Origin of the sequence: Clostridium sp. CM74B_53 (assembly GCF_036318045.1) — a bacterium.
In the GTDB taxonomy this organism is placed as follows: domain Bacteria; phylum Bacillota; class Clostridia; order Lachnospirales; family Lachnospiraceae; genus Pilosibacter.
The window spans coordinates 97,977-114,845 of record NZ_JAWQDE010000010.1 but is presented as its reverse complement, the minus strand read 5'-3'; the positions used below and the strand labels follow the sequence as shown (position 1 = coordinate 114,845).

12 protein-coding genes, 1 riboswitch and 1 other annotated feature are annotated in these 16,869 nt (G+C 50.1%); of the genes, 1 reads left to right on the top strand and 11 read right to left on the bottom strand.

What is annotated here, in order from left to right:
* Positions 1 to 68: 68 nt before the first annotated feature.
* From V2546_RS10150 to V2546_RS10100, 11 genes are all read right to left on the bottom strand, one after another.
* Complete coding sequence (locus V2546_RS10150; protein ID WP_118532253.1) at positions 69 to 785, bottom strand: ABC transporter ATP-binding protein; 717 nt, start codon at positions 783 to 785, stop codon at positions 69 to 71.
* Entirely contained in the window at positions 778 to 1,749 is a 972-nt protein-coding gene (locus V2546_RS10145; RefSeq protein WP_329752245.1) for an ABC transporter ATP-binding protein, read from the bottom strand. The genes V2546_RS10150 and V2546_RS10145 overlap by 8 nt, the downstream gene beginning before the upstream one ends.
* Before the next feature lie 107 nt (positions 1,750 to 1,856).
* On the bottom strand, positions 1,857 to 2,696 hold the full coding sequence (locus V2546_RS10140) for an ABC transporter permease (protein ID WP_118532249.1): 840 nt from the start codon (positions 2,694 to 2,696) through the stop codon (positions 1,857 to 1,859).
* Entirely contained in the window at positions 2,693 to 3,646 is a 954-nt protein-coding gene (locus V2546_RS10135) for an ABC transporter permease (protein WP_118298207.1), read from the bottom strand. Before V2546_RS10135 ends, V2546_RS10140 begins: the two co-directional genes overlap by 4 nt.
* Positions 3,647 to 3,651: 5 nt before the next feature.
* On the bottom strand, positions 3,652 to 5,295 hold the full coding sequence (locus V2546_RS10130; protein ID WP_329752244.1) for an ABC transporter substrate-binding protein: 1,644 nt from the start codon (positions 5,293 to 5,295) through the stop codon (positions 3,652 to 3,654).
* A 323-nt stretch (positions 5,296 to 5,618) separates the two neighbouring features.
* A riboswitch (cobalamin riboswitch) is annotated at positions 5,619 to 5,858 on the bottom strand.
* 56 nt (positions 5,859 to 5,914) lie between these two features.
* Positions 5,915 to 6,463, bottom strand: coding sequence for a phosphodiesterase (gene yfcE, locus V2546_RS10125; protein ID WP_118532245.1), 549 nt, complete (start codon positions 6,461 to 6,463; stop codon positions 5,915 to 5,917).
* 90 nt (positions 6,464 to 6,553) lie between these two features.
* On the bottom strand, positions 6,554 to 7,099 hold the full coding sequence (locus tag V2546_RS10120; RefSeq protein WP_329752252.1) for a GNAT family N-acetyltransferase: 546 nt from the start codon (positions 7,097 to 7,099) through the stop codon (positions 6,554 to 6,556).
* 272 nt (positions 7,100 to 7,371) lie between these two features.
* Positions 7,372 to 8,787 carry a 23S rRNA (uracil(1939)-C(5))-methyltransferase RlmD gene (gene rlmD / locus V2546_RS10115; protein ID WP_329752243.1) on the bottom strand — a complete coding sequence of 472 codons (1,416 nt, stop codon included), beginning with the start codon at positions 8,785 to 8,787 and terminating at the stop codon, positions 7,372 to 7,374.
* A 473-nt stretch (positions 8,788 to 9,260) separates the two neighbouring features.
* Positions 9,261 to 10,961 carry a carbon starvation CstA family protein gene (locus V2546_RS10110; protein WP_329752242.1) on the bottom strand — a complete coding sequence of 567 codons (1,701 nt, stop codon included), beginning with the start codon at positions 10,959 to 10,961 and terminating at the stop codon, positions 9,261 to 9,263.
* Positions 10,962 to 11,123: 162 nt separating this feature from the next.
* Positions 11,124 to 11,395: a binding site (T-box leader), on the bottom strand.
* A gap of 261 nt (positions 11,396 to 11,656) precedes the next feature.
* Positions 11,657 to 12,601: a 3'-5' exoribonuclease YhaM family protein gene (locus V2546_RS10105; protein ID WP_118321794.1), complete on the bottom strand. Its 945-nt coding sequence runs from the start codon at positions 12,599 to 12,601 to the stop codon at positions 11,657 to 11,659.
* A 56-nt stretch (positions 12,602 to 12,657) separates the two neighbouring features.
* The gene (locus tag V2546_RS10100; protein WP_215702017.1) at positions 12,658 to 13,983 is read right to left on the bottom strand and encodes a S1C family serine protease; all 1,326 of its coding nucleotides are present in this window, start codon (positions 13,981 to 13,983) and stop codon (positions 12,658 to 12,660) included.
* A 391-nt stretch (positions 13,984 to 14,374) separates the two neighbouring features.
* On the opposite strand from V2546_RS10100, the gene V2546_RS10095 reads away from it, so the two are divergent.
* Complete coding sequence (locus V2546_RS10095; protein WP_329752241.1) at positions 14,375 to 16,771, top strand: endonuclease MutS2; 2,397 nt, start codon at positions 14,375 to 14,377, stop codon at positions 16,769 to 16,771.
* Positions 16,772 to 16,869: the final 98 nt, after the last annotated feature.

Below are 16,869 nucleotides of genomic sequence, written 5' to 3'. Positions count from 1 at the left end.
AAAAGCAGCCTAAAAAACGGCGTAGAAATTTCTCTCGTTACTGTAACTTTCTCTCCACGCCGTATCTTTTATTCCAGTATAAAATTTTCCACCAGTTTTTTCGTGAACTCCATCTTCGGATGTCCGATCACATCCTCCGTCCGCCCTGTCTCCACGAACTTTCCTTCTTCCATCACTGCGATCTCATCGCAGAACCAGCGGACCACATCGAGGTCATGGGAGATAAACAGATAGCTCAATCCCAGCTTTTCCTGGAGTTCCTTTAAGAGTGTCATGACCTGGGCCTGCACGGAGACATCTAACATGCTGGTCGGTTCATCCAGGATCAGGATCTTCGGATCCAGTGAGAGTGCCCGGGCGATCATGATCCTCTGCGCCTCACCTCCGCTGATCTGGTGCGGATAGCGGTCCAGAAGTTCCTCTCCGAGATCTACCAGATCCAGAAGTTCTCTGACCCGCGCTTTTCTCCCCGCTTTGTCATACATCCTGTGGATGATCATCGGCTCTTCCAGGCTGTATCCGATCTTTTTTGCAGGATCCAGGGATGTCTCCGGATGCTGGAAGATGATCTGGATCGTTCCATCAATCTCGATGGTTCCGGAGTCCGGCTTTATCAGTGACAGGAGCATGTTCGCGATCGTCGATTTTCCGCAGCCGGAATTTCCTACGATCCCGAATGTTTTCCCGTCCTGTACCGTAAAAGACACGTCCTTCACCGCTTCCACGCGGGTCTTTTTAATGATCCCGCCAGTAAATGTCTTGCTGATATGGCTGACTTTAAGCATACCGGACGCACCTCACTTTCCTTCCGTCCGGAAGTTCCGCCTCCGGGATCCGTCCATTTTTGCATGCGTCCACTGCATGCGCACATCTCGGGTAAAAACTGCAGCCGGAATTTCCCTCTTTTTTTCTCACTGCGCGCCCGATCGGGTTCATTCCCTTCCCCGGGAGCGATGCGATCAGTCCTTTCGTGTATGGATGTGCCGGATGTTCAAGGATCGTCTTTGTCTCCCCGGCTTCCATGATGCTTCCTTTATAGAGCACCATCAGCCGGTCACACAATGCCCCTGCCAGGGCAATATCATGGGTGATCACGATCATGCCTTCGGTGTCCGTCTCTGATATCTCTTTCAGGACCCGGTAGACCTGGCGCCGGAGAATCGCATCCAGGCCTTTTGTCGGCTCATCGGCGATGACCCATTTCGGCCGGTTCATGAGTCCCATGGCAGAGATCACGCGCTGGTTCATGCCGCCGCTCAGCTGGAATGAGTAAGCGCGGTTGATCCGGTCCGGATCTGAAAAGCCAAATCTGCGGAGAAACTCATCCCTCCGGGAATCGGCAAGCTCTTTGTCCTTATTTCCGTGGACTGTCATGCACTCCGTGAGCTGTTTTCCGATCCTGCGGATCGGGTTTAAGGATTCCGTGGGATTCTGTGGGATCAGGGCGATCTCTTTTCCACGGATCTTCTGCATCTCTTTTTCCGGCAGCCGGTACAAATCCATCCCTTTATACATACAGCTTCCTTCCATCCGGGCCTGCCCGGAAAGAAGTCCCAGGATGGACATGCCTAAAAGCGATTTTCCGCTTCCACTCTCCCCGATGAGTCCTGTGATACTGCCCGACGGAAAGTATGCGCTGACATCTTCCATGGCATGGATCATCTCGCCGCCGTCCTGGAAGGTGACGGAGAGGTCGCGGATCTCAATGTCACTTTTTTCTTCTGTTTTCCATTCTTTTTTATCTTCCATCTGATCTTCTCTCCTGGCTGTTCCGTTTTTTCACAGTTACAGGCAAAAATCTGTTCCGGCTCAGCTATGCTGAGGAAATTTTGCCTTTCTTTGCATGCTTTCCGACATCACATCGTCTTCATCACATCTTTCCGCACATCCAGCCGGTCACGCAGTTCATCTGCCAGAAGGTTGATGCTGAGGGAAAGAAGCAAAATACAGAGTCCCGGAGCGATGACGAGCAGCGGTTCCTGGCGGAAATACTGTCTCGCATCGTTGATCATGACGCCCCAGTCCGGTGTCGGGGGCTGAAGTCCCAGACCAAGATAACTCATGGACGCCACCGAGATCACATTTCCGGCGATCCTGGTGGCAAAAAGGACGCTCAGAGTTCCTAAAATATTCGGAGAAATATGCAGGAACAGGATCCGGAGGTCTCCGGCTCCGATGGTTCTCAGTCCTTTAATAAAGCTCTCCTGTTTCAGTTTCATAACTTCACCGCGGACGATCCTGGAAAATCCGACCCAGGAATTGATCACGATCGCGATCAGCATGCTCTTCACGCCCTGTCCAAGAAGTCCGGCCACCGCGATCATCAGCGTCAAGCCGGGAAGTCCCTGGAAAATGCTGGAGATCGTCGTGATGATCCCGTCGATCCAGCCGCCGAAATATCCCGCGAAAAGTCCCAGTGCAAAACCGAGCAGCATCGAGAGGACGGTCGCCACCAGGGCGAGAAGGATCGACTGTCTTCCGCCGTAGAGAACACGGCTCAGCGTATCTCTTCCGATATTATCCGTGCCTAAAAGATGCGCGGCAGACGGTTTCTGAAGTGCTTCCGACAGGTTCGAGACCAGCGGATCATAGGGAGCAAGGACCGGCGCGAGTACGCTGGTCAAAAGGATCAATAATAAGATTACCAGACCGGTCTTTGCTTTTCCTGACAGGTGGAGTTCCTTTAATTTATTCATGATTCCACCGCCTCTCCCGCCCGGATCTTCGGATCAAGTGCGATATAGATCAGGTCGATCAGAATGTTTGTCAGCACATAGATACAGCCTGAAAACAGAACATACGCCTGCACCACATAATAATCCTTCGACTGCACACCCGCGATCGCGTAGCTTCCGATCCCGGGGATCGCAAAGATCGTCTCCACGATCGAGGCGCCGCCGATGATGCCCGCCATATGGGTTCCCAGGTAGGTGATGATCGGGATCAGCGCGTTTCCGAACGCATGGCGGACCACTGCGCGGCGGCGGCTCATTCCTTTTGCATCCGCCACAGTCATGTACTGTCTTCCGATCTCATCGAGGATCGCGCTCCTTGTCAGTCTCGCACAGACTCCGATACTCGGGAGTGCCAGCGTGACCGCCGGGAGAATAAAGCCGGATCCGTCGGAGATCCCGCTGCTCGGCAGGATCTTCCACTGTTCCGCAAAGATAAAGATCAGGACAATGGCGATCCAGAACCCCGGAACGGACAATGCAACCGTTGAAAATGTTCCCAGCACATGATCCGGCAGCCGGTCTTTTCCCACCGCCATCAGGACTCCGAATCCCACACCGAACACGATGGTCAGGATCATGCTGAAACCCGCAAGCTTCAATGAGATCGGGATCCGCTTTGCGAGCTGGTCCATGACACTTTTGTTCGTGAAAAAGGACCTGCCCAGATCGCCGTGAGCCAGGCCGTCGACCCAGTTAAAATACTGGACGACGGCAGGCTGGTCCAGCCCCATCTTTGCAGCCATGGCATCATATTCTTCCTGCGTGTAGGATTCGTTTCCGTTTGGATTTAACACCTGGTCCACCGGATCCCCCGGTGACATGATCCCAAGTGCAAATGCAATGATACTGATCCCGACGAGCACCGGCAAAAGCATCAGCATTTTTTTCAGGATGTACTTTAAAAGTGACATATTGATTATTTCACCCAGGAAATTGTCGGAAGTCCAACACCGAAGGTCTTTCCTGCATAGTGTGTGATCGCCTTGTTGTGGATGTTTACGTTGATCTGGTAGCAGATCGGAACGCACGCGCTGTCATCGAAGAGTTCCTGCTGGATCTCATCATAGATCTTGCTGCGCTCGCTCACATCAGCGATCGTCGGAGCTTTTGCGACAAGTTCATCGATCTTCTCGTTGTAGTAGTTGTAGTTTAATGTCGTGTTGCTGTTTCCTTCGCTTGCGAAGTACTGCTTAAATGTGGAAGTCGGATCCGCATTGTTGATACCGAATACAGTAAGTGTCATGTCGTAGGTGCCTTCCTGCTGTCTCTCTTTGTAGAGGGAGGAGTCCACGATCTCAATATTGATGTTGACGCCAAGCTCCGCGTAAACCTGCTTTAAGTATTCTGCAACAGCCTTGCAGTTGTAATCGGACGCGGTGCTGGAACGGATGATCATGGTCATGTCGGCCGTCTTGTCTCCGAGAACTTCTTTTGCGAGAGATTTTGCCTTCTCCATATCATAAGTTCCCTGGATGTCCAGATGGAAGGTGGACTGGGTGCTTAAGAAGGAGTATGCCGGCTGTAAAAGTCCTCCGTAGATCACACTGCAGATGCTGTCGCGGTCTGTCGCAAGGTTGAACGTCTCTCTCATGCGCTTATCCGCAAGGTACTCGTTTTTATCGTTGAACATGATGTACTCAGTCATATGGCTCGGAGTGCTGTCCATCTCAAAGTTGGAGTCTGTGTCGCAGAGATTCTTTGCAGCATCCATGGTGATCGCGCCGTTGTCTGCAAGTCCCATGACTTCGCCGGATTTTAACGCGGATACACGAGTCTCGGCATCCGGGATGCAGCGGATCTTGAAGGTCTTTACCTTGCCGTTCTCGCCATAATAGTTGTCATTTCTCTCAAGTGTCACATACTCGGACTCCACATGGTCAACGATCTTATATGGACCGGTTCCGATCGCATAGTCGGAGATCACACCTGTCTCCTCGTCGAAGCAGTTCGGGCTGTACATCGGGCTGCCATAGTCGGAAAGGACATACTCAAGTGTTGTGATCGGCTGTGTAAATGTGAACTTTACAGTGAAGTCGTCGACTTTCTCCATCTTGTCGAGATTCGGGAGAGATTTTTCGATGCTGAGTGTTGTGTATGTAGAATTGATCCCATGGCCCCAACGCTCAATGTTTTTCAGGCACACATCGGCATTAAACTGAACACCGTCTGTAAAATATGCGTCATCGCGCAGGCTGAAAGTCCACTCGGTACAGTCATCGTTGTGCTCCCAGGATTTTGCAAGCCACGGATCGATCACACCACCGTTGTTTGCTGTGAGAGCTTCCCATACATAAGCGCCTTCCCAGCAGTAATACGCATCGCCGCTTCCCTGCACAGCATCACGCGGAGTCGCGATGACAACCTCATCTGTCTCGTTTTTCTCTGTGTCTTCCACTGCCTCTGCTGTGGCTTCTGTCTCTCCTGCAGCCGTTGTCTCCGCTGCAGCTCCTTCTGCTTTTGTCGTCTCAGCCGTGCTGTTATTCGCGCTGCTTCCGCATCCGGAAATTACGGATGCCGCCATTGCTGCCGCTAAGAGCAGACTTACATGTTTCTTCTTCATGTTGTCCTCCATGTTGTGTAAAGATTATAATGTTTTTTTGCAACTGTTCACCAGGCCTGCGCACTTGCTGCGCCGACTGTAATAACCCCATTGGTTTTAAAGCAAAAGTCCTATTGGTTCAGCCATCTGAAATACATTTTTTGCCCGTAATCATGAAAGTTCTGAACAGTTTCATTGTTTTTACAATTTCGGAGTTAGTATGGAGATGTTCCATCTGAGAATTTTTTCGAATACCGAATGCTTAAGCATCAGAAAAAGATGTCCGCTGGAATCAGCCGACATATAAACGGTACGATCAATGCCTCGTGATCTGGAATTTTTCTTCCTGTACCAGCATTCCGGCAGGTTTCCTGACTCACAGATCATCACACAAAGCCGCCTTCCCAAATATTTCAAAACAGTCCTGTCAGGCTGCTCCGTTTTTTCAGTGACCGCGCGTTCGCGTATGGCTTTGTATTCCCTGCTCACAGTGACGAGATCGCACAGGTCTTTCACCTGTTTCCCTTTTACCTGCTGTCCGCCCCCTTCAGGGCGGCAGCAGCACCGGATGCCTCTTCAATTGTTATGGGAGATATTTTAGCATCTTCGGGTTTATTATGCAAGGACCATTGAGACGTTTTTATAAACATTCACTATGATAAGCAGTTCCTTCCAGTGTTTTCCAGATCACTTTCCCATCCTGAAGGAGCATATAGCTATGTTCACTTTCCGCTTTCGGGATCGACACGGAACCCGGATTCAGGTACAGATTTCCATCCCCGAACGGTTCCCACGCCGGGATATGCGTGTGGCCGTGGAGGAGAATGTCTCCCGGCTGGAGAGGCGGGAGCTGGTTCATATGAAAGTGATGGCCATGAGTAGCGTAGATCAGGCGGTCTGCCGCCGGAAATACCGCATAATCCGCAAGGATCGGGAACTCCAGCACCATCTGGTCAACCTCCGTATCGCAGTTTCCGCGGACACAGAAGATTTTCGTTTTCCGCTCATTTAACATTTTGATGACTTCCTTCGGCGCATACTCTTTCGGAAGATCATTTCTCGGTCCATGGTACAAAATATCGCCCAAAAGCAACAGGCGGTCTGCCTGTTCCCGGTCAAATGCCTCCAGCATTTTCCGGCAATAGTATGCGGAGCCGTGGATGTCGGACGCGATCATAAGTTTTTTCATTCTCGGGGTTCCTTCTTTCTTTTAAGTCGAGCACACGTAAGACTTGGCGTTTAATTCCTGTCAGCGCAAGCTGACAAATTTCTCTCAGAATTACTGCGCACCAGATAACTTTCTATGCCTGTCAAGAACATACACATGCTCTGTAACTGTCCTGTTCAGTAATTTCCATTCCAGGTTTTCATTCGTGTGATGATAGCTGAATCCGCATTTCTCCGCCACGCGCTTTGATTTTTCATTCCCATCAAAAAACGCATACCAGATCCGTTTTAATCCCAGATCCTCAAATCCATAACGGATCAGCTCCTGTACTGCCTCCGGGATGATTCCCTGTCCCCAGTACGGAACGCCGAGCCAGCAGCCAATCTCACCTTCATCTTCCGGAAGCTTTAAATTGCTGGCAGCTCCCACAGTTAATCCCGCGCAGCCGACCGGTTTTCCGGAAGCTTTTAATACGACCGCATACGTTCCATCGGCCGACAATACGTTTTTAATCGTCTCTCTGCTGTTCTCCACACTCGTGTGTACCGGCCAGCCGGCAGATGGACCGACCTGCGGGTCTTTCGCGTATTCATAGCAGCTCTCTGCATCGCTCTCCTGCCATGGACGCAGGAGTAGGCGTGTTGTCTCTAATTTCATTTTCTTTTCTCCTGTAATCTCCGGCAAGTTCTTATACAGCCGGTTCTCCACAAATATCACCTGATCCCCTTCATTGATTTCCTGCTCATAAAGCCAGTCATCTTCCTGACGGATCATGTGCTCATTTTCCTCTGAGTCCCTTAAGCGGACAAGAACCGTTCTTTTCGAACCTTCCGACCGTTCCTCACAGCCATAATCATCTTCCTGGATCTGAAGGATCGTGCATTGTAATTCAGGTTGCATGGTTTCACCTCTTCTTCAATAACCTCACGCTAATCTGCCTTAGTCAGAAGCGCCACCGTTTCCACATGCCCCGACATTCCAAACATGTCAACTGTCCGGACTCGCTTCACCTCGTATCCATGTTCCCCAAGATACTTCACATCCCGCGCCAGAGTCGAGGAATCGCAGCTCACATAGACAACTTTCTCTGGTTCCATTTTTACAATCGTCTCGAGGCAGAGTTCGTCGCAACCTTTTCTCGGCGGATCTACAACGATGACATCGGCTTTAATGTGGTTCTTTTCATACTGTTCCGGAAGAACTTCCTCAGCTTTTCCGACGAAGAATTCTACGTTATCCAGGCCGTTGCGCTTCGCATTTTCTCTTGCGTCCTGGATGGCCGCCGGAATAATCTCGACTCCGCAGACTTTTCCCGCTTTCTGGGCGAGGAATGAGGAGATCGTTCCGATCCCGCAGTAGAGATCCCAGACAGTCTCACCGCCGTTCAGGTCAGCAAATTCCAGCGCTGTTCCGTAGAGGCGTTCCGTCTGTACCGGATTTACCTGGTAGAAGGATAACGGAGAAATCCGGTATTCGATGTTTCCGATTTTATCTCTGATGTAGCCAGGTCCGTAGAGATTTTTGATCTCCGTTCCGAGAATCACGTTCGTCTTTTCCATATTAAAGGAGAGAGAAATACTGTCCGCGCCAACTTCCCGCATCCGCTCGATGAACTCTTTCTCGTGCGGCAGTTTCTTTCCGTTGATCACAAGGCATACCATGTGCTCGCCGCTGGCGAATCCTTTTCTCAGGAGAACATGGCGGACAAGACCTTTATGCCCCGTCTCATCATACGGCTCAACGCCGAAATCTTCCATAAATTTCAGCACTGCCGCCAGATAATCCTTATTTTCCCCACAGCCAAGCAAACAGTCCAGCTCCGGTACCGGGATCAGGGAGTGGGTCCGTCCGGCAAAGAATCCGGCCGTTGGTTTTCCGTCTTTTCCGCGGCCGATCGGATACTGCGCTTTGTTGCGGTATCTCCACGGGTCTTCCATTCCGATGATCGGTTCCATGATGACTGCGTCCGGCACTCCTGCTGCCTGGTCCGCCTCTTCCGGCAGGAACAGGTTTTCCATGCCGCCGATGCGTTTTAAATGATTGTATACTTTCTTTTCCTTGAATTTTAACTGTTCTTTATAGTCCAGTTCCTGAAGCTGGCATCCGCCGCAAGCTCTCGCCACCGGACATTTCGCCTCCACGCGGCCTTTTGCCGGGGTGATGACGCGCACGAGGCGGGCAAAGCCGTAATTTTTTTTCATTTTCATGGCTGACGCCTCGATCGTATCCCCGATCAGGGCGTCCTTCACGAACCAGATATATCCGTCCACGCGGCCGATCCCTGCACCGTCCTCTCCCATGTCCTCGATGGTCACTGTAAATTTATCGTTCTTCTTGATTTCCATAATTCGTTCCTTCTATATAAATATTCTTGTTGTACATTTTTATCGCTGAGCCCACTCTGTCCTTTCACCTCACTATCCCAAACTAATAGCGTATATCCCGTACTGAGAATATACCGAATACACAAAGTGCAGAACAGACCTAAAAATGAGTCTCAATGCTCAGTTTTTCTTAAGTATACAAGAATTACTCCCACATTTGCAACCCCCATCACATAAACGAACGTGAAAATCTCTGCCCTATACCGCATACAGGCAAAACAACAGTGAAAAAGTGAATCCGATCCGCATTTTCAAATGAGTCACGTTTTTACGTCAATATAAAAAACCGGCTCCCCGCGCCCCGAAAACTCCCATTCAGAAGTCCCCGGAACCGGAAAACCGGTCTTAACATATCAACTCTATACGTTAAACATTATGTAAATCGCAATGTCCAGTGGGTATTCGCAATCCACTTTGCTGCTTACCTAATTCGATTATGCTCTTGCCTCAGAACCTGCCTTCTTGCTTAACAGCTCCTTACCGGATGTAACAACGATGATCACACCGAGAACCATAAGAAGGATCGCAACGATCAGCTGAAGTCCTTCAACCATAAATACTGCAGTACCTGCGCTGAATGCGTTTACAAGAGCAAGCGTTCTCTGAACCAGTGCTGTGAAGGTTACGCAGAGCATGATCACACACGGTACGATCAGGGTCTTGTTCTGTCTTCCCGTTACCTTTAAGAATACGCAGAGTGTGATCAGAACAAGGGCGCTTAAGAGCTGGTTTGCGCTTCCGAATAACGGCCAGATGTTGGAGTAACCGACTCTTGTAAGGATATAGCCGAATGCAAGTGTAATGATCGTGGATACATATTTGTTGCAGAGGAATTTTCTCCAACCCTCCGCATTCTCCATATCGTCTACGGAGAAAAGCTCCTGGAAGGACATACGTCCGATACGTGCTACTGCATCAAGGCTTGTAAGAGCAAGAGCGGATACACACATGGTCATGAAGCACTGTGCAACATAGATCGGAAGACCGAACATCTCAAGAAGTCCAGCAACGCCGGAGGAGAAGATCTGGAACGGAGTTCCTACTGCTGCGGTACCGTCAGCGGCTGCAGCGGCACCCGCCACGCAGAGTGCAAGTACGGCTAAGAGGCTCTCAAGAACCATTGCGCCGTAACCAACTTTTAACATATCCTTCTCGTTCTCAACGGTCTTGGAGGAAGTACCGGAGGAAACGAGGCTGTGGAAACCGGAAACGGCTCCGCAGGCTACGGTTACGAAAAGGATTGGGAACATGTTTCCAAGCTTCTCATTTGTGAAGCCTGTGTACATCGGAAGGTTCATGTTCGGATGCGCAACAACAATACCGACAACAGCGCCGAGGATCATTCCTGCAAACATGAATGTTGTCATGTAGTCACGCGGCTGCTTTAAGAGCCACATCGGAAGAACAGATGCAAAGAAGATATACGCAAATGTGAATCCTGTCCATGCGTCCTTACCGCCAATTAACGGAAATGCCATACCGATCGCAAGAGATGCAACTGTGCAAGCAAGTCCTACAAAGAACTCGCTCTTTCCTTCCAGGTTGAGCTTCTTCTGAAGAACGCCGAAGAACATTGCAAATACGATGAATGCGATGGAGATGGAACCTGCAGCTCCGTTTGTCTGGGCTGCTGCCGCAAGCTCTGTAACGCCGTCCTTAACGGTGTAAGCGTTGAATGTGCCTGCAACCATATCTGCGAAAGCAGCGATTACGATCAAAGTGAAGAGCCAGCAGAAGATCAGGAATAATCTCTTACCTGTCTTACCGATGTACTTTTCGATCAGGAGTCCCATGGACTTACCTTCGTTCTTTACGCTTGCGTAAAGAGCGCCGAAGTCTGTGACCGCTCCGAAGAAGATACCGCCGACAAGAATCCAGAGAAGAACCGGGACCCAGCCGAATGCAGCCGCCTGGATAGCGCCCGTTACAGGGCCGGCACCTGCGATAGAGGAAAACTGGTGTGAGAAAACGATCCAGCCGTTTGTAGGTACATAATCCTGTCCATCTTCATGTGTATAGGCAGGTGTCTTTGCCTTCGGGTCGATACCCCAGGTCTTTGCCAGCCAGCGTCCGTATACCATATATCCGCATAACAGACACACAGCTGAGATGAGAACGATTACTAATGTGTTCATGTCATTTCGCTCCTTTGTAAATTCATTTCGTCATACCGGAATGTCGCGAATTCCGGTCCCTGTAGTCCATCCATATTCAAACGATCCTGAAAATACGGCAGAAATCGCTGTGGAATCTACGTACAAAACAAAAAATCCCTCGTCTCCACAGGGATCACTCCCTTAGAAGACGAAGGATCTAACATTCTCCGCGTTACCACTTCTGTTGCCGGAAAACCGGCCTCTCAGTCCCATCCTCCTCAAGTATCTGCAGTACCTTCAGATGAATCGGTCCCCTTTTAACGGTGAGGTTTCCGTCCGGGATTACTAAAACGTTTTGTTCACCCCGGCTGCTTGCAGGTGATAACTTCCACCCTTCTTACCTGCCTCGCACCATCCGGCAGTTCTCTGAATAAGATTTCGATTGAAAGTCCTGTCCCGTTCATCGCATTTGAATATGAACAACAATCATTTTAGTCAGAAAATTGATTTTGTCAACCGCTTCTTTTTTATCTTTGCACGTTCTTATCGCTTTCCAGCGCACATAAGTCTTTGTATAGCGGACATACTTTCTTATGTGTCCGTCTCCAGCAAATTCACAGTGAAATTTTGCACGATTTATCGAATTGGACGGACCAATTTTTCTACAACTTACAAAACCTGCCGTCTGCATCTTTTTCAGTGCATAACGGCAGGTTCTCTCTATTCTCTATCTTCTATTCTTCGCTCGTACGGCGAACATTTGTCTCCATGAAGCGGTTATAACCGAGCCATCCCATGTTGTCACCGGCTCCTCTTAACACCTCTGTCATCGTCTCCATTCTCGCGTCCGCATTGTCCGCAAGGTTCAGCGCCATCGCCTCGATCAGCGCCGGTTTCTTCGGGGAACCGTATTCCAGCTCGCCATGGTGGGCAAGAATGCAGTGGATCAACTCACTCTCCAGTTTTTTCGGGAATCCCGGCATCGCATCGATCCGTTCCTTTACCATCTGGGAACCAATGATGATATGTCCGAGAAGCTGTCCGTCATCCGTATAATCATTGGCCGGGAATGCAGAAAGTTCCTTTGTCTTTCCGATATCATGGAACATCGCTGCTGTTAGAAGAAGATCGCGGTTGATCAGCGGATACTGTTTGCTGAAATAGTCGCACATCTTCACGACACTTAACGTATGCTCTAAAAGTCCGCCGACAAAACCGTGGTGAACACTCTTTGCCGCTGAGTGGAAGGAAAATGCCTTCATAAATTCCGGATCATTAAAATAACCGGATGCAAGTTTTCTCAGATATTCATTTTTGATCGTCGTAATGTACTGAATCAGTTCATGCTGCATCGCAGGGATATCCTTCGTCGTCACCGGAAGATAATCTGCCGGATGGTACTCACCTTCGTCTGCCTTGCGGATCCTCTTTACGTTTAACTGGTTCTGTCCCTGGAACAGGGTCACATCCGCATCGACATATACATAATCCAGAGCGGAAAACTCATTGATCCCCGGAGAACTCAGCTCCCAGATCTTCGCGTCAACGGTTCCCGTCTTATCCTGAAGTACAAGAGAGCCGTACTCTTTTCCATTTTTTGTAAGTGCGATCTGTTTTGTTTTGCACAGATATACATCCGAAATGTGATTTCCTTCCCGGAATGTTTCAATAAATCTCATAATTTCTCCTTTTCTGATCGGTCATACTTCTCACACAATCGCTGAGCCAGGTATGTTTACCTGGCTCCGATCGTTACCTGATACTCTATTTCTTTATATTCATCAATAGACTTCCGTTTTACTGTAACTTTCACGGTATCCCCGGTCTTTGTCTCCTCCAGCCGGTTCTGGAAGTCCCGGATCGTCTGGATCTCCAGATCATCAAACTTTGTCAGGATATCCCCGTTCTGGATTCCCACATTATAAGCCGGCCCATCTGCAATGGAATCTGTAATATACACACCGCTCGGGATCCCGCTCTCCATCATCGCGGAGGTCACATCCTGGCCGCGGATTCCAAAATACGGAGCGGACTGTCCGTTTGTGAGTTTCTGGAGCACGCCCTTGTACTCCGAGATCGGCATTGCCATCGTCCTATCTTCCGCCTGTGTGTTGTCCCCGGCCTGATAAATGGACGTCGCCCAACCCACAAGCTGACCGGAAAGATTTATAAGGAATGTCCCCTCATCCGCATGACTCTCAAATTCTGTATACAGGATACGGGTCTGACCGTCCACTGCCTGGACACCTTTCGCCACATAGGAGATCAGTCCCTGTTTGACGGAATGGACATGTCCGGACGGACTTCCCACTGCGAGGACCATGTCCCCGGTGCGGACGGAATAGGAATTTCCAAGCTCCACCGCCTTCATCCAGTTTACCGTCTGTTCTTCAATATCAGCGATCTTCGCACTGACAACCGCCATCCCGGCTGTTGAATCCTGGGATTTTAATTCCACTGCCGCTATTGATCCATCCCCGAAGGTCACACGCAGGGAATCAGCTCCCGCCACTGCGCTCTGTTCTGTTAAGATCAGCGCTTCGCTTGGGTTTACCGCGATAATGATCCCGGCGTACTGTCCCGTCGTCTCGATAGGGTTGTCAAACCAGTCCACATCGTTTTTCACCGCCGAGACTGTCACGATGCTTTTTTCTGATTCCAGGTAGATATTCCGGAACGCATCGTTGAACTCGGTCAGGTTTTTCGTCGTCCAGGGGAATTTTTCCATGGCATCCCCAACGATCTTTTCCACCTCGTCCTTCAGGTCTTCCGAGCGGATCCCCTCTCCTGTGGTCTCCGCCATCGTCTCCACCGGTGTCGGTTCGCCGGACGGATCCTGGTCGCGCTCGATCGTGATCGGCGCGGATGTTGCCGGCTGGTCTTTTCCCAGGATTTTTTTTGCTGTCGGAAGGGATACCACAAAGCTTACCGCCGCAACGCCGCCGAAAACAACCGCAAAAAGAACATAGCACAGGATCCGGCCTGCGGCCCTGCGCTTATCGATCGGGGGTTTTACGATCTTTTCTCTCATAAAATTTTTTTCGTTAGGTGTATCTGACATGAAAAAATCTCCTTTTCATATCTCGCAGCAATCCGGAATTCTTTCTGCTGCGGGCAAATATCCATCAAGATCCTGTCACATTTGCGGATTCTTTGCTTTTAGCCTATCTTTTTTCCATTATAATTTTTTTCTACTTATTATGCAAGAAAAACTTGGTGTCCACGGGTCCTGAGTGAGAGCATCCCTGTTACTTTTCACAGGAAAAAATCCCTATGATATTTGAACTGTTTGTGTTATACTTTTTCTGTGCAGACAGGCATCTTCGCCTGAAATCTCTGCATATTCCATAAAAAGGAATCTTGTTACCGGACACGGGCGTCCCTGCCCGCGCACTGTAACTGGCAGTGAATGAAATCAAATATCTGCCATTGAAAGGAAAAAGGATCGACCTATGAATCAGAAAGTATTAAAAACACTTGAATATTATAAAATCATTGAACGCCTGATTGACTGTGCGGCGTCTGAACCCGGAAAGAAGATGTGCCGGGAACTGACCCCGTCCTCAGATTTTAACGGGATCGTTCAGGCGCAGACGGAAACCGCGGACGCTGTGACCCGTGTCCGCCAGAAAGGAAGTCTCTCACTGGCCGGAGTCCGGGATGTGAGAGATTCCTTAAAACGCCTGGAGATCGGCAGTTCCTTAAGCATTATGGAACTCCTCTCCGTCAGCGGACTTCTGACATGCGCGGCGCGTGCGAAAAACTACGGCCGTCACCCGGAAAATACAGAGCTGCCTGACGATTCTCTTGATGAGATGTTCCGGACACTGGAACCACTGACAAATGTCAACAGTGAGATCACCCGCTGTATTCTCGGAGAAGATGAGATCGCCGATGACGCAAGTCCGGGACTCCACCATGTCCGCCGCCAGATGAAGATCACCGCGGACAAAGTCCACACTCAGCTGAACGCGATCTTAAATTCCAGCCGGACCATGCTGCAGGACGCCGTAATTACGATGCGCGACGGGCGTTACTGTCTCCCGGTCCGCGCGGAGTACAAGAGCCAGTTTGCCGGAATGGTCCACGACCAGTCCTCCACCGGTTCCACACTCTTTATCGAGCCGATGGCGATCATCAAATTGAACAATGAGCTGCGTGAACTGGAATTAAAAGAGCAGAAAGAGATCGAGATGATCCTGGCTGCCCTGAGTACCGAACTTGTTCCGTATATCGAGCCGATCACAACAGATTTTGAGATCCTGACAAAGCTGGATTTCATCTTCGCGAAGGCGGCCCTGGCCAGGATCTATAACTGTTCCATGCCGAAATTCAACCGGAAAGGTTACATCCATATCAAAGACGGCCGTCATCCGCTCCTCGACCCGAAAAAGGTCGTTCCGATCAATATCTGGATGGGAAGAGATTTCGACCTGCTGATCGTGACCGGACCGAATACCGGCGGTAAGACCGTCTCCCTAAAGACGGTCGGCCTGTTTACCCTGATGGGACAGTCCGGACTTCAGATCCCGGCTTTTGACGGATCAGAACTTTCCGTCTTCGATGAAGTCTTCGCGGATATCGGCGACGAGCAGAGCATCGAGCAGAGTTTAAGTACCTTCTCCGCCCATATGACGAATATCGTGAAGATCTTAAATCAGGCAGACAGCCACTCTCTCTGTCTTTTCGATGAGCTGTGTGCCGGAACAGACCCGACGGAAGGTGCTGCACTGGCGATCTCCATCCTGTCCTTCCTTCACAATATGAAGTGCCGGACCATGGCGACCACCCACTACAGTGAGTTAAAGGTATTTGCCCTGTCTACTCCGGGTGTCGAAAATGCATGCTGCGAGTTCAATGTCGAGACACTTCGTCCGACCTACAAGCTCCTCATCGGAATTCCGGGAAAGAGCAACGCGTTCGCGATCTCCAAGCAGCTCGGTCTGCCGGATTATATTATCGACGACGCGAAAACACACCTCGAATCCAATGATGAGGCATTTGAGGATCTTCTCGCGAACCTCGAACAGAGCCGCGTGACGATCGAGAAAGAGCGTGAAGAGATTGCAAGCTATAAAGAAGAAATCTCCCGCTTAAAGAAGAATATCGAGCAGAAGGAAGAGCGTCTTGACGAGCGGAAAGAAAAGCTCTTAAAGAATGCCAACGAGGAAGCACAGCGGATCCTGCGCGAAGCAAAGGAGACCGCTGACCAGACGATCCGGAATATCAACAAGCTCGCCGCAAGTTCCGGTGTCGGAAAAGAACTGGAAGCCGAACGGACAAAGCTCCGCGAAAAGTTGGACAAAGTCGATAAAAACTTAAGTCTCAAGAACAATAAGGGACCGAAAAAGACGATCTCGCCGAAGAAATTAAAGATCGGCGACGGTGTCAAAGTTCTCACGATGAACTTAAAGGGAACTGTCAGCACACTGCCGAACGCAAAAGGCGATCTCTATGTGCAGATGGGGATCCTGCGCTCCCTTGTGAATATCAAAGATCTGGAACTTTTAGACGAGGCATCCGTATCCGGACCGGGACTCGATCCGGCTGCCATGAAGCGGAACAACACGGGAAGCGGAAAGATCAAGATGGCGAAGTCCTTCTCTGTCTCCCCGGAAGTCAATCTGATCGGAATGACCACGGACGAGGCGATGCCTGTCCTCGACAAATATCTGGATGACGCTTACCTCGCCCATCTTCCGCAGGTCCGCGTTGTACATGGACGCGGAACCGGTGCTCTGAGAGCTGCGGTCCATAAGCATCTGAAAAAGCTCAAATATGTGAAAGAATTCCGGCTCGGTGAGTTCGGAGAAGGTGATACCGGCGTCACGATCGTGACATTCAAGTAACTTAAGAAACTGATTTGTCTGCTGATGCAGACTTCAACTTCCATGAAAGCTGGCCGTTGCGCGCTGTCAGTCCTTTCATGGGACCATCTCATAAGAAG